General features: G+C 30.3%; 15 protein-coding genes. 8 read left to right on the forward strand and 7 right to left on the reverse strand.

Translation table 11 applies throughout. From position 1 onward, the window contains the following. Positions 1-18: 18 nt before the first annotated feature. The 4 genes from FM121_RS03595 to FM121_RS03610 form a co-directional block, all read right to left on the reverse strand. Positions 19-903: a rolling circle replication-associated protein gene (locus tag FM121_RS03595; RefSeq protein WP_256958402.1), complete on the reverse strand. Its 885-nt coding sequence runs from the start codon at positions 901-903 to the stop codon at positions 19-21. A 177-nt stretch (positions 904-1080) separates the two neighbouring features. Further along, on the reverse strand, positions 1081-1326 hold the full coding sequence (locus tag FM121_RS03600) for a hypothetical protein (RefSeq protein WP_086950786.1): 246 nt from the start codon (positions 1324-1326) through the stop codon (positions 1081-1083). Further along, on the reverse strand, positions 1327-1728 hold the full coding sequence (locus FM121_RS03605) for a hypothetical protein (RefSeq protein WP_086950787.1): 402 nt from the start codon (positions 1726-1728) through the stop codon (positions 1327-1329). 258 nt (positions 1729-1986) lie between these two features. Then, positions 1987-2484 (reverse strand): hypothetical protein, encoded by a 498-nt coding sequence (locus tag FM121_RS03610; RefSeq protein WP_086950788.1) that lies wholly within the window; start codon positions 2482-2484, stop codon positions 1987-1989. Between the two features lie 141 nt (positions 2485-2625). Here FM121_RS03610 and FM121_RS03615 point away from each other — a divergent pair, with 141 nt between their 5' ends. From FM121_RS03615 to FM121_RS03640, 6 genes are all read left to right on the forward strand, one after another. Further along, a complete protein-coding gene (locus FM121_RS03615) occupies positions 2626-2955 on the forward strand; it encodes a helix-turn-helix domain-containing protein (RefSeq protein WP_086950789.1) in 330 nt (109 codons plus the stop codon). 13 nt (positions 2956-2968) lie between these two features. Beyond that, complete coding sequence (locus FM121_RS03620; RefSeq protein WP_086950790.1) at positions 2969-3781, forward strand: hypothetical protein; 813 nt, start codon at positions 2969-2971, stop codon at positions 3779-3781. Positions 3782-3784: 3 nt separating this feature from the next. After that, a complete protein-coding gene (locus FM121_RS03625) occupies positions 3785-5233 on the forward strand; it encodes an SIR2 family protein (RefSeq protein ID WP_086950791.1) in 1449 nt (482 codons plus the stop codon). 15 nt (positions 5234-5248) lie between these two features. Then, entirely contained in the window at positions 5249-5713 is a 465-nt protein-coding gene (locus FM121_RS03630) for a TIR domain-containing protein (RefSeq protein WP_086950792.1), read from the forward strand. A gap of 8 nt (positions 5714-5721) precedes the next feature. Continuing rightward, positions 5722-6840 carry an SEFIR domain-containing protein gene (locus tag FM121_RS03635; RefSeq protein WP_086950793.1) on the forward strand — a complete coding sequence of 373 codons (1119 nt, stop codon included), beginning with the start codon at positions 5722-5724 and terminating at the stop codon, positions 6838-6840. Positions 6841-7023: 183 nt separating this feature from the next. After that, on the forward strand, positions 7024-8184 hold the full coding sequence (locus tag FM121_RS03640) for a TIR domain-containing protein (RefSeq protein ID WP_086950794.1): 1161 nt from the start codon (positions 7024-7026) through the stop codon (positions 8182-8184). 528 nt (positions 8185-8712) lie between these two features. On the opposite strand, the gene guaA is transcribed toward FM121_RS03640, so the two are convergent. The 3 genes from guaA to FM121_RS03655 form a co-directional block, all read right to left on the reverse strand. Further along, positions 8713-10242, reverse strand: a complete 1530-nt coding sequence (gene guaA / locus FM121_RS03645) for a glutamine-hydrolyzing GMP synthase (RefSeq protein ID WP_373385068.1) — start codon at positions 10240-10242, stop codon at positions 8713-8715. Between the two features lie 66 nt (positions 10243-10308). Further along, on the reverse strand, positions 10309-11232 hold the full coding sequence (gene coaA / locus FM121_RS03650) for a type I pantothenate kinase (RefSeq protein ID WP_086950796.1): 924 nt from the start codon (positions 11230-11232) through the stop codon (positions 10309-10311). Positions 11233-11234: 2 nt separating this feature from the next. Then, complete coding sequence (locus FM121_RS03655) at positions 11235-11783, reverse strand: acyl-CoA thioesterase (protein WP_086950797.1); 549 nt, start codon at positions 11781-11783, stop codon at positions 11235-11237. Positions 11784-11874: 91 nt separating this feature from the next. On the opposite strand from FM121_RS03655, the gene FM121_RS03660 reads away from it, so the two are divergent. Further along, on the forward strand, positions 11875-12447 hold the full coding sequence (locus tag FM121_RS03660) for an SGNH/GDSL hydrolase family protein (protein ID WP_086950798.1): 573 nt from the start codon (positions 11875-11877) through the stop codon (positions 12445-12447). Beyond that, positions 12440-13042, forward strand: a complete 603-nt coding sequence (locus FM121_RS03665; protein WP_086950799.1) for a class I SAM-dependent methyltransferase — start codon at positions 12440-12442, stop codon at positions 13040-13042. Before FM121_RS03660 ends, FM121_RS03665 begins: the two co-directional genes overlap by 8 nt. Positions 13043-13504: the final 462 nt, after the last annotated feature.

The following is a 13504-nucleotide window of genomic DNA, read 5'->3' on the forward strand; positions in this document are numbered from 1 at the left end:
AATGGACATGTAAAATTTTTAAGAAATGATGTCAAAGCTTGCAGGCTCGTTGGCATCTTTTTTTTGTCCAAAATCAGATATATTGTCGTAGAATTCTGTTATATATGTAATTTCTCCAATAGGCATTTTATGAGTTGATTTAGTAGAAAAATCAGCTTCTTTGTTTTCAATTTGATATTTTTTTAGAACAATATCCTTTTTAGCTGTTATTGTCTCAGGATGTTTGATTTTACGACTTTTACGATAAATTCTTATTCCTTTTGGATAAAGATGTAATCTAGCACCTTTGATAATTGATTTATTTGTTTCATCTAAATCTGAGTCAATTTCGTTGAAATCTAAATTTGTTAAGTACGCAGTTAAATAATTCCCTAATTTATCAGAAGATTTGATTCTTTTAGTCCTAGTAAAGCCTTTCTTCCATATTTTTGCGATATACTCGTTTTCAATAAAGATGGGAGCATCATTTTTTAACAAAACATGATAGTGCCAACTACCTCTAGCTTGTGGCTCGATGACCGAAATGTATAAAATATTAGGATATTTTCTTCGTAAAGTTTTCATGAACGCTCCGAAATCTTCATAAGCAGTTTCAGGATTAGTCATATTTTCTCGATAAGTTAAAGTAACCCATAATTCCGTACTTCCACCAAAAAAATTATTTCCTACTAATCTACGAAGTTTTACAAAGGTTCTCTTAACTGCTTTTAAATTGTCACTTCGATTTACGGCTTGTTTATTATAAAGTCTAATTTCTCCAGTTCGCAAATCTAAAAATTCATCAGAATTAAGTTTTCTGATAGGATTACTATGCTTACCATTTGACGTGGTCATTTCTACTGTGTCTCCGTATCTATAGGCTTTAACCTGTGTATCTCTAAAAATAAATGGTTTGTCTTTCAATGTAATTTCTCCTTCCAAAATGGTTCTCTTGTGTGACGCTTATCAAGTAAAAGAAGCTTCTGAAAATTTAAAACAATAAAAGTGATAACTATGTTATCTTTTCAACGATCATCACAAAAAATTCTTTTTTGTTCTTCACTAATAGAAAAGACAACATAGATTTTCACTTAACTTTAATTAATTTTCAAAATCTTGCTCTAAATCCTCAACATTTTCAATTTTGTTGAGAATGCTCCAATAAAGCTGTCCTTGCTCTGAGATGTAAACAGGATTACCATACGTCTCTAGCAAAAAATGAAATGCATCGACAATAGCATCATTAGAAAAGTACATTTTCTTCTCTTTCGCTTCTTGCTTCATTTGACTCAGAATATCAAGAACTGTTACTAAATTAGGGTTATCATCGTATAAAGATCTAAGCATTTAGATTACCTCCTTTGTGTTAATCACAACTTTTTTTTGAGTATTATTTTCTTCTCTTTGAATAGAATCACAACTTAAAATAAGCTGATTTTTAAACTCACCAAACACCACACCTGAGGGATTTATTAATATTACAGGTTCAAACATTTCAAAATGTTCTTCTTTTTGACTTTTATCAACTTTTACATCAATAGATTCTCCTTGATTGATTGCGACTATTTCTTTTCTATTTGAGTCCAATCCATACTGAGTTCTATCTGATTTGATTAGAACTTTATATTTAATTCCCAAAAACTCTTTTGTGTCAAAATCTGTCCAATCCGTCTTACTAATAAATACCAGTTCTTTTTCTTTTAAAAAATTTGAAGTGTTGAATTCTAAAAATGATGATAATTTTTTCATTATTTTTTCTCCTGACTTTATTAAAAATATTTTTTTATTGATGGCCATCAATTAAGTTTATAATACATAATTTTTTTTTTTTAAAAGACTTTATCTAACATTGTTATGTATTAGTAATATTGATATAACAATGTTTTATTATAATTATAATTATAAATTATAATTTTTGTTATTTAATTTCAGTGATAGCAACAAAAAAACACTCAAAAATGATGAGTGTTTTCTATTTTTTATATTACAAAAAGATTACAGAGTATCTTATTTTTCTTTTAGAACTACTTTACAATCAATAAATCCTGTTGAACTTGACATAGCTATGAATGATCCCCACTCACCAGTTAAACTTTCATCATCATTTATTGTTAAATTATATAAATTTTTACCAATTCCATTCTTTCCAATTCCTCTACTTAGTAGTATAGTATCGTCGATAACAGTGTAGTTGAAACTATCATTAACTTGTTCTTCTCTTTGAGATAAACCACCTTTTTCATCTGTTAGGTCATCAAATTTTTCAGTAGCTTTTTTTATACCACTACTACTAGTGTTATAAAAATACTTTCCATTATCAGAAAAATGAATTATACCATATTCATTATTTGCAGTTTTTCCATTATTATCAATTAATTGAAAAGTAAATGTTTTATTTGAGATATACTCTGTAAGAGTTTTTGGCCGTTCTTTTAAGGAACACCCTCCAATCAGTAGTACATAAAACATTGAAAATAACATAACTATTTTTTTCTTAGCAATCATATTAACTCCTCCTAAAATATACTATAATATATTTATATCGCTGAAGTGAACCTTGTTCAAGTGTATATATCATTATTTGCAACTTACTATTTATACTTAACAAACCTACGATTGAGATAATACAATTATCGAGGTGAGTTTATGGTTGATCTAAACAGTGAAGTAATAAAAAAGATAAAAAAACTTAGAATTGAACAAGGATTAAGTCAAGAAAGGCTTTCAGAGTTGGCGGGATTAGACCCTAAATATATAAATAAATTAGAGAATGGAAGGTTTAATTTAACTGTTCCTACTTTAGAGAGAGTACTAAATGCATTAGAAATAAATGTAGGGTTCTTTTTTAGTGATTTTATTGAAAGTGAGATAAGTATAATAAATGAATTTTTACAATATCTTGATGAATATTCTCCAACAAAGAAAGAAGAAGTAGTAAGAAAATTATTATTGTTTTTGAGAGAAGTTAAAGAATAAGGACGGATTATAAGTGGATGATGCTGAAAAAATGACAAGACTGTTTTTATTTGATTTTATGAATAGAAGAAATGTTAATAATGAAACTTTAGCTAAATTGTATCAAATTAACTATCAACTACTTGTTGGAATCGAAGAAGTATTTAGTGATAATTTGTTTATTTATCCTAAGTACGAAGATAGTGAAATAATCTTTACATTTGAAAAAAGTTTAACAAAAGTGAAAGAAGAATATAAAGATTTTGATTTCTCGAATTTAGAAAAAAATTATTCGAAAATGAGAGGAGAAGAAATAAAAATTAGTAATAAGTATTTTTTTAATAAACTATTAAAAATAATAATTTCGTGGTCGAATATACAATTTAATAAATTACAGATAAATATTAATGATGGTCTTAGTGAGACAAATGAACCCAAAAGGGGGATGACTCAAATATTCTTATCATATAGCTATGATGATTATTTATATACATATGCGTTATTTCAATATTTTTATAGTAATAATTTGTACTTGTATATGGATTGGATGCATAATAATAAAATTAATGACGGAAGATATTTAAAGAGTCTGCTAAGAACTGAATTGGATAATAGTGAACAATTATTATTTTTACCAAGTTTAAATAGAGATTTAAGAACACAGGGGTATCAAGGGGTAAGACCGTGGTGTGCATGGGAGTTAGGATGTTTTTATAGTCATAGAGAAAAATATATTATTCAAGTGTATAATGAAGATAGAGTCAACAATAATAATTTATTGCTAAGTAGTTTGGAAAGAATGATTGGAATTGATGAAAGTAGCAATAGAATAATAGGAAGGTGGTAAAAAATGATAAATAAAAAAGAATATTCGCGTGACATACAGAAATTTATTGAAGATTATAGTAAATCGTTGAGAAATGGAAACGCTGCAATTTTTGCTGGTGCAGGGCTATCCATTCCTTCTGGTGCAATGGGATGGCCAGATTTACTTAAAGATGTAGCGGAAAATTTAGGTTTATCTAATGATAAATATGTTGATCTGATTACTTTAGCACAGTATTACGTTAACCAAGAAGATTCAAGGACAGAGTTATCAGAATTAATAATGGAGAGTTTTTCTCCTAGAGCAGGATTAGAAATTAATGAAACTCAAAAAATACTTAGTAAATTACCTATAGATACTATATGGACAACAAATTACGATAACTTAATAGAAAAGGCCTTTAAATTAGAATATAAGAATGTGTTAGTAAAAAAAAGCCCTGAAGATTTTTCGTTGAACTCATCTAGATATAAAACAGATGTAATATTATATAAAATGCATGGGGATAAAGATACGCCCGAGAAAGCTATTATAACTAAAGATGATTATGAAACTTATAATGATACTCATTTAGTTTATACAACGGCTTTGAAAGGTGATTTAGTAGAAAAAAAATTTTTATTTATTGGATTTAGTTTTGAGGATCCGAATTTAGAATATATACTTGCTAGAATAAGATCTTTAATTGGTCAAAATAAACCGAAGCATTATTTTTTTATTGAAAAAGTTATAAGAAAAGAAAATGAATCAGTTGAGTCATTTGAGTTAAGGAAGACGAAGCAGAAATTAAAGATTAAAGATTTAAAAAGGTATAGAATATATGCAGTTGAAATTAATTCATATAATAAAGATATACCTAATATTTTGCAAATAATAAAATCGAAAGTGAATATGAATAACATATTTATTTCAGGAGCAAGCATTGAAGAAAATGAAAAAAAATGTTCCGACCTAGTGAATACTATAGTTCCTAGGCTAATTGATGATAGTAAAAATAAGATTATTTCAGGATATGGTTTAGGAATTGGATCTCTAATAATTAATAACGTATTAGATAAAGTCACGGAAAATAGGTGGTTGAAATTTGATGATACTTTGAAGTTATACCCTTTTCCACAAGGAGAATATTCTGCTAAAAATTGGACAATTTATAGAAAGAAAATGATAGCTGATGCTGGAATCGCAATTTTTATTTTTGGAACAAAAAAAGATAAAAATGGTGTTGAGGTTGAGTCAAAAGGAATGCTTGAAGAATTTGAAATAGCCCATGAGTTAGGTTGTAAAATTGTACCAGTTGGTTGTTCGGGTGGAGTGAGTAAAAAAATATATGAAACGATGAAAAGTAATATCAATGAGTATCATGGTAATCAAAGAGTAATAGAAATGATTGATAAATTAGATCAATGTGAAATTTCAGACAATGAAATAATTGGGAATTTAATTGAATCGATTATATTAGAACTAAAAAAATAGAAAGTAGGTAAGAGGATGGCAAGAAGAACATTTATTTCTTATAAATATTCAGAATCAAGATGGACTAGAGATGAAATAATTAAAAGATTGGGAAAAGATGCTACTTATTACCACGGAGAAACAGCTGATAGTCCGGATATGGGAACTTTAAAAGTAGAGACGATAAAGGGGAATTTGGCCGATATGATCTTCCCTACGTCTGTTATGATTGTTATTATTAGTCCTAACGTTACATTAAGTTCTTGGGTAAAGTGGGAGATTAAGTATGCAACAAAAAGGCAAACAAGAAATGGAAAACAATCTCAACCGAATGGTATTGTAATGGCAATTGATGATTCATTGATTGTAGATAACAAGTATTCGCCTAATGAGGTCACAGAACTTATTATGAATAACTCAAATCCATATGTTACAAGTGTGAGTAATTTACTTTCTAATCCTAACCATGCAATAGAAGAAGCGTATAAGAAATTGAGGTAGACTTAGATATGGAGAAAACAGAACATCCAAAAGTATTTATTTCATATAGTCACCAAGGGGAAGAATATGAAAGGAGAATATTGCAATTTGCTAATAAATTGAGGAATCAAGGCATTGATGCTAATATTGATCTCTATGAAGAATCTCCCGTAGAAGGATGGCCAAGATGGATGGAGAATGAGATAAAAAAATCTGATTTTATTTTGGTTGTAAATGACCAATCGTATTATAAAAAAATTTATGATGAGAATGAATTAGGAAATGGGATAAATTGGGAAGTAAATATACTGTATCAGCATTTGTACGATCAAAACTCAAAAAATGATAAAATAATTCCAGTTTTTTTATCAGAGAGTGATAAAGAATTTGTTTTAACTCCATTAAAACCATTTACATTTTACAATGTCAGTGACGGATTAGATTTTGATAAATTGTATTGGCGATTACGAGGAGTTAAAAAAAATAAAAAACCATCTTTAGGTGAATTGAGACCTTTGGAAGAAAAAGAACAAAAATTCATGTTTTTTTCTAGTCCAATAGACATGGAAAAATGGGATAAGGCGGAATGGAAGGGAATAGTTTATTTATTTCCGAAAGACAGTAATGATGCTATAATGGGATTGTTTTTTAATGATTATAAAGAAGGACAAGAGATATTTAAGTCTTGGAAAGAAAACGTTATAGGACAGAGCTCTGATGATTATATAACTGTGGATTTCATTGAACCACCATTTCCTAAAGATAGCTGGATATATAAAGATTCAGATGTAAACAATGGGAATGGATACTTTGTTCATATAGGTCCTAATGTAGATAAAGCATTGGAGAGATCCGAAACCGCTAATTTAAATCTAGAGCAAGTTTTGCTAGCAACAATTTCAAGATATAGATGGATGCCAGAAATTAATAACTCAATTAATAGAAGAGAATTTATGAGAAGGTTTAAAATTTCGAAAGAATGTTGGATTATGCCAATGTCTGTAATTACGGGGAAAGAAATGAGTATGGAAAATATTATATTTGATCAAAATCTTTCTATCCGTATGAGTAATGTTAATTTTAAACAAGGAGATAAGTTGACTACTCAAGATTTAAGTAGGACAGTATTAAATAATCCAGTGAACTAAAAAAGTAAACCCTGCTAAGAATTTTCTTGGTAGGGTTTTGTTGAAAAATTATATTAAATTAATTCTTTATTACCACAAAACTTCACCGAAATAGATACTAAGAAATTGTTTGTTAACATATGTAAGGAATGAGAGAGAAATAATAGATTGATTTGTTATTAAAAAATGTTAGGAGAATAATAAATGCCTGGAAAAACACAAAGAAAATATGTCGGAGAGACAATGCGAATACAGAAAGAAATGACACAACAATTAAAACAAATAGCAAAGGTCTTGCCTTATGAATACAATAGAAACTTGTTGTTGGAATACTATAAAGAATTTTATCCTACAGAATGGAATAAAATTATTCAAAGAGATAGTCAACACAGAGCAAAGGATGATTTTTTAAAATCAAATGGCAAAAAGAAGAGATATAAATCAGTTGAACCTGAGCAATTTTTTTTTAGTCATGCTAAGGTTAAAAATATAATAAGTAAAGGAGCCAAAGAAAAGCATAAGTCTAATTTTAATCAAGAAGAGAGAGATAGAAATTATCAATCTTTAAAAAATAAAAGATTAAATAAAATAAAAAATCAAAAAGACAAACTTGATAAATATAATGAGTTAACTCAAGAAGTGACTCCTGATTTTATTGAAATATTAATAGCATCTTATCATCAAAAAGGTATTAGTACAGAAGAAAAGATTGAAATTGTAAATGAAATGAAAAAATACAATTGTCCGCGTTCATTGGAATTTTTTTATAAATTGAATGATTCTGAGAAAAATGATCAAGTGAGGAATATTGCATTCAAACATCTTCAAGATAGTGGTAATTATGTGAAACTAAGAAAAAAATTTAAAGGAAAACAAAAAGACTATATGACTGAAGTAAGTGAATTTAATATGAAGCCTGAAGACTTGGTTAAAAGGTTAGAAGATGGAACGGTTCAGAGTAAAAAAAAGTTTGATATCTTTATTTCTCATAGTTATAAAGATAAAGAGGTTGTGAAAAAAGTTGTAAGTATCTTAAATAGAAAAGGTTATTCTTGTTATTTTGATTGGTCAAGTGATAGCGATTTTTTAAAGAGAAAATACGTTAGTGATTTCACTAAAGAAGTATTAAAATATAGACTTAGACAATCAAAAGAATTATTGTTTATTAGAAGTGAAAACTCTATGAAAAAAGATAGAATCAAATCATCGTGGATTAAATTTGAATTGGATTACTGTGTAGAAAGTGCTAAAAAAATTATGTACATGGATTTATTGAATGACGATTTTGAGTTGCCTTATAACAAGGTAAATTGTGATATTATTAATGATGAAATAGACCTAATTAATAAAGATAAGCAAGTGTGATTTACGGAAGATAAGAAATGATACTAGGTATTATAAATTGTATGGCAAATAATTCTTTTTTGCTGAAAGATTGATCAGTTACATTAGTTATTGGGTTATTTGCTTTAGCATTTACAGATTCTAGTAATATTTTCTTTTTGATTGCGTAGATTCTAATAATTTTGTTTTGGTTTTTAGATTCGTATTTTTTAATGTCTGAATGAGGATTTAGACAATCTTATAAGATGAAACCAAATCTAAAAGATAAAATAGATTTTTATATAATTCGTTTATCATAAAAAAGAAGGAAAAACTAGATATCTACAATATTTATTTTCAATTATAGAGATCGCTTTTTTATTCCATTAGCTGTTTTAGTTACTAGTGTAATGGTTTTAAAAAGAATTTATGTAAAAGTAAAACCCTGCTAAGAATTTTCTTGGCAGGGTTTTTGGCAGGGAACCATATTAAACTAAGTCATTTTTGCCCGTTTTACATGCCCATAAATGCTGTTAAATAGGCATTCCCCATTCATATTATATTAGCTCTTTATTCCCACTCAACAGTAGCAGGTGGTTTACTCGTAATGTCATACACGATACGATTAACATGATCCACTTCATTTACAATACGAACTGAGATTTTTTGTAATAAGTCCCAATCAATACGAGCAAAGTCAGCAGTCATCCCATCAATTGATGTAATGGCACGTAGACCAACAGTGTAATCATACGTACGACTATCTCCCATAACACCAACAGAACGCATACCAGGAAGAACAGTGAAGTATTGCCAAATATCGCGGTCAAGACCAGCGTTAGCGATCTCTTCACGTAAGATAGCGTCACTTTCGCGAACAATTTCTAATTTTTCTTCAGTAATTTCACCAAGAACACGGATACCTAATCCAGGTCCTGGGAATGGTTGACGCCATACTAATGCTTCTGGCATACCAAGTTCAATCCCTAATTCACGCACTTCATCTTTGAATAACGTATTTAAAGGTTCGATTAACTTAAAGGCCATATCCTCAGGGAGTCCGCCTACGTTATGATGTGATTTGATCACTTCAGCAGTGTCAGTACCACTTTCGATAACATCAGTATAAAGAGTACCTTGAGCTAAGAATTTGATGCCGTCTAATTTAGCGGCTTCATCATCGAATAAATAGATAAATTCGTTACCGATAATTTTACGTTTTTGTTCAGGATCAGAAACACCCGCCAATTTATCTAAGAAACGTTTTTTAGCATTTACACGAATAATGTTTAAGCCAAATTTACCACTAAGGCTATCCATTACTTGATCGCCCTCATCTTTACGTAGTAAACCGTGATCAACGAAGATACATGTTAATTGATCACCAATTGCTTTTTGTAAAAGAACGCCAACAACACTAGAATCCACACCACCAGAAAGGGCAAGTAAGACTTTTTTATCCCCAACTTGTTCGCGGATTTTTTTGATTTCTACATCAATGAAGTTTTCCATTGACCAATTACCTGTAGCACCACAAATATCAAAAGCAAAGTGGCGTAACACATCGTTACCATGTTCAGAATGACGAACTTCTGGATGGAACTGAACAGCGTAAAGACCTTTTTCTTGATTTTCCATAGCAGAAATAGGGCAGCTTGCGCTTGTTGCGACAACTTCAAAACCTTTTGGAACTTCAGTAACTAAATCACCGTGGCTCATCCATACTTGATGATGCTCAGGTAAATCTTTGAATAATTTAGTAGATGAATTTGTAATATCTAACATGGCTTTTCCGTATTCAGGAGCGCCAGCACTTTTAACAACACCACCTAATTTGTGAGTCATTAGTTGCATACCATAACAGATACCTAAAATAGGAATACCTAAATCAAAGATAGCAGGGTCGATTGAAAAACTACTTTCATCATAAACGCTGTTTGGTCCACCTGAAAAGATGATTCCTTTAGGAGCGATTTCCTTAATTTCTTCAATTGTGATTTTATGGCTCATTAATTCAGAGAAAACTCCAAACTCTCTAATTCGGCGTGTAATTAACTGATTGTATTGACTACCAAAATCCAAAACAATGATTTTTTCCATGTCTTTAAAATCGGACGTGTTTGTCACTTGCTTCACCCTATCTTTCTTTTTATTTGTTTTTCTAATCTAGAATTTCCTCAAGGAGATTTTATCAATGGTATGATTGTCTGACTTATGCAAGACAACATCTGCTCGACTTCGTGTGGGTAAGATAAAGTCTTCCAAGTTTTTTTGGTTAACATCTTGCCACACTTGTTTAGCAAAATTAATAGCCTCTTCTCTAGGTCCATTCGCATATTCATAATAATAATTAGTTTTGTCATCTTTTGCAAGGTTTAATAATGCCTCAAAGCGTTCTAAGTACCAAGATTCGATTAATTTACTATCAGCATCTACATAAATTGAGAAATCGAAAAAGTCACTAATGTAGATTTGTTGATTGGCAGGAAGTTGTAACACGTTAATTCCTTCAACAATTAAGATATCTGGCTGTGTAATCGTTTCGAATTCATCAGGAATAATATCGTAAACTTCATGAGAATACATAGGTATTTGTAGATTATCCTCACCGTTTTTAACAGCATTTAAAAAGGTAAGTAAGCGTTCCATATCGTAACTTTCAGGGAACCCTTTTTTATCTAAAATCCCTCGTTTTTTTAATTCATCAGTAGGGTATAGAAAACCATCAGTCGTAATAAGTTGAACGTTACGTCGTTTAAACGTTCTTGAGAGCATCATTTGTAAAAGACGGGCAGTGGTACTTTTACCAACAGCTACACTTCCAGCCACGCCAATGATAAAAGGGGTGGAAGGGACAAATTCTTGCATAAACAAGCCTTTACTCAAATGAAGAGACTCATATTCTTTCATATAGATATGAATCAAATGTGTTAAAGGAATATAGATATCAAGAACATCTTGTAGTGATATTTGATCGTTAAAACTTTTGATTTGTTGTAATTCTTCATCAGTCAATGGGGCAATACCATTTCGATAAAAGCCTTGCCACTCTTGTCTGGTTAGTTGATAGTAGTTTGTTATGTCATCCATAGCTATTCTCCTATATTAACCTCGTCCATCCAAGGGTTAGTCAGAGAGATATGATTGGCTAAATCCTTACTATGCTCTAGTTCCTTCATACGTAGTTCTCTTCTTTTTTCATATCCTTGATGGATCATTTTTTCTTCATTTGTTTCGGGAATTACTGTCGGAACGCCTTGAAAATTGTATTCTGATTCTACAATGACAAAAGTCATAAAACAAGTAGCAGCTAAGTAACGCTCACCAGTTGCTAGGTCTTCACCTAAAACTTTGGTAAAGATTTCCATCGATTTTTTTCCTGTTCCTGAAACGTAAGCTTCAACACAGACTGAGTGGTTCTCATAGATTGGATGTAAAAAATCTAATTTATCTGTTGAAGCAGTCATCGTTGGTCGTCTACAGTGTCTAGAGGCAGCTATCGAGGTTGTGTCATCGATAAAAGACATCAGTTTTCCACCGTATAACGCACCAAAAGAATTCAAATCATTTGGAAAAACACGATGGGTTTGAATCACTCTAGATTCACGACATTTTTTTGTTTTTGGTAATTCAATAAACATATTTACAACTCCTTAATTCATGCTATGATGTTAAAGTCTTAATGATTATATCATAAATGCTTCCATAGATAGAAACGGTGAGGGTTGAAACATGAAAAAAATCATATTATTAGGTGATAGTATCACAGCAGGCTATGAAGATGGCGTAACGGATTTCAGGTTAAATGAGCGTATAGAAGCTGATTTTAAGGGATATGACGTAATAAATGCGGGTATTCCAGGAGATACGACAAGGGGCGCTTTAATTAGGTTAGAAGATCATGTATTAAAATATTCACCAGAAGTAGTGGTTGTATTTTTTGGTGCCAATGATGTGTCTAATGTGATAGGTGTCTCAATAGAAGAATATATAGCTAATTTAATTTTAATTATAGAAAGAATTGGTTCTGAAAAGATTATATTATTGGGTGCACCATTCTGTAACCAGACAATGTATCAGTCAGAACGAGCGCTAGATCAGTTGGAGTTGTACAATCGGGCAGCAAAAGAATTGGCGGCAAATTATAAGATACCATTCATTGAATTACTTTATACTATGCAAGAAGGGACAGCTGATTTTCTGCAAAAAGATGGCTTACATTTTTCAAAATCAGGGTATGACTTACTTGGTAGATTAATTAATCAAGAATTAAAAATAAAAGAAGAGGTGAAAAGGGATGAATAATCATTACTATACAAACCAACCAGAAGTTGCGCATAATCGCAAACAATGGACTTTTCCGCTGAAAGGTAAAACATATACTTTTATGACAGATAGTAATGTTTTCTCAAAAGGGACGGTTGATTTTGGTTCACGTGTCCTAATCGAGACGTTTACAGCAGATAACTTGCCCGAGGGAGCTATTCTTGACGTTGGTTGCGGTTATGGGCCAATCGGGTTGTCTTTAGCATCTGATACAGGCAGAGCAGTGGAGATGGTTGATGTCAATGAGCGAGCAGTTGAACTTGCTAAAGAAAATGCTGAGTTAAACAAAATTGATCATGTGACAATTTATACGTCGTTTATTTACGAGAGTGTTGAAAATAATCAATTTGCAGCTATCGTAAGTAATCCGCCTATTAGAGCTGGGAAAGAAGTAGTTCATACAATTATTTCGGGATCTCACGAAAAATTAGTTAAGGGTGGGACATTAACGATTGTTATCCAGAAAAAACAAGGGGCACCAAGTGCTAAAGCAAAAATGGAAGAAGTGTTTGGTAACGCAGAAATTGTTAAAAAAGAAAAAGGCTATTTCATTATAGTTAGTGAAAAAGAATAAAAGAATGAGATTATCTATTGTGAAGTATAAATTTACAATAGATGTCTTTTTTTACCTTTTAGAGAAAAGTTGTCCATAATGGCTTATTTTCGGTTACTTTGCACATAATAAAAGCTTTATTAAAAAATGATAAAATAAAAAATATTTGTGATACGTAATACAAAGGTTGATTTTGAATTAACATAATTTCACAAACGTGTTTTTTGTCTATAGATTAAAACATATTTTTTTGAAAACGCTAATAAATTAAAACAGTTTAATTAACATTTTGTAATAAATTAAAACAGAATTTGTCTATTAAAAAAGATGACCCAGATTGTGAACTTCGTTATTTAATTATTGTGAAAAATGTTTAATTAAAACGATGTATCCAAAAAATACTTATGGATAAGTAAAAAGTGGTAACAATTTGAGAGACTATACTATATAATAATAAGTGCAGTTCCGATTAAGTGTTTTATA

Origin of the sequence: Vagococcus fluvialis bH819, from assembly GCF_900163795.1 — a bacterium.
Taxonomy (GTDB): Bacteria; Bacillota; Bacilli; order Lactobacillales; family Vagococcaceae; genus Vagococcus; species Vagococcus fluvialis_A.

What these genes read in the sequence shown, in the direction of transcription:
- FM121_RS03630 (WP_086950792.1), top strand. Translation starts at nt 5,249, where the DNA reads ATGGCAAGAAGAACATTTATTTCTTATAAATATTCAGAATCAAGATGG.
- FM121_RS03615 (WP_086950789.1), top strand. Translation starts at nt 2,626, where the DNA reads ATGGTTGATCTAAACAGTGAAGTAATAAAAAAGATAAAAAAACTTAGA.
- FM121_RS03665 (WP_086950799.1), top strand. Translation starts at nt 12,440, where the DNA reads ATGAATAATCATTACTATACAAACCAACCAGAAGTTGCGCATAATCGC.
- FM121_RS03660 (WP_086950798.1), top strand. Translation starts at nt 11,875, where the DNA reads ATGAAAAAAATCATATTATTAGGTGATAGTATCACAGCAGGCTATGAA.
- FM121_RS03605 (WP_086950787.1), bottom strand. Translation starts at nt 1,728, where the DNA reads ATGAAAAAATTATCATCATTTTTAGAATTCAACACTTCAAATTTTTTA.
- coaA (WP_086950796.1), bottom strand. Translation starts at nt 11,232, where the DNA reads ATGGATGACATAACAAACTACTATCAACTAACCAGACAAGAGTGGCAA.
- guaA (WP_373385068.1), bottom strand. Translation starts at nt 10,242, where the DNA reads ATGGAAAAAATCATTGTTTTGGATTTTGGTAGTCAATACAATCAGTTA.
- FM121_RS03625 (WP_086950791.1), top strand. Translation starts at nt 3,785, where the DNA reads ATGATAAATAAAAAAGAATATTCGCGTGACATACAGAAATTTATTGAA.
- FM121_RS03635 (WP_086950793.1), top strand. Translation starts at nt 5,722, where the DNA reads ATGGAGAAAACAGAACATCCAAAAGTATTTATTTCATATAGTCACCAA.
- FM121_RS03640 (WP_086950794.1), top strand. Translation starts at nt 7,024, where the DNA reads ATGCCTGGAAAAACACAAAGAAAATATGTCGGAGAGACAATGCGAATA.
- FM121_RS03655 (WP_086950797.1), bottom strand. Translation starts at nt 11,783, where the DNA reads ATGTTTATTGAATTACCAAAAACAAAAAAATGTCGTGAATCTAGAGTG.
- FM121_RS03600 (WP_086950786.1), bottom strand. Translation starts at nt 1,326, where the DNA reads ATGCTTAGATCTTTATACGATGATAACCCTAATTTAGTAACAGTTCTT.
- FM121_RS03610 (WP_086950788.1), bottom strand. Translation starts at nt 2,484, where the DNA reads ATGATTGCTAAGAAAAAAATAGTTATGTTATTTTCAATGTTTTATGTA.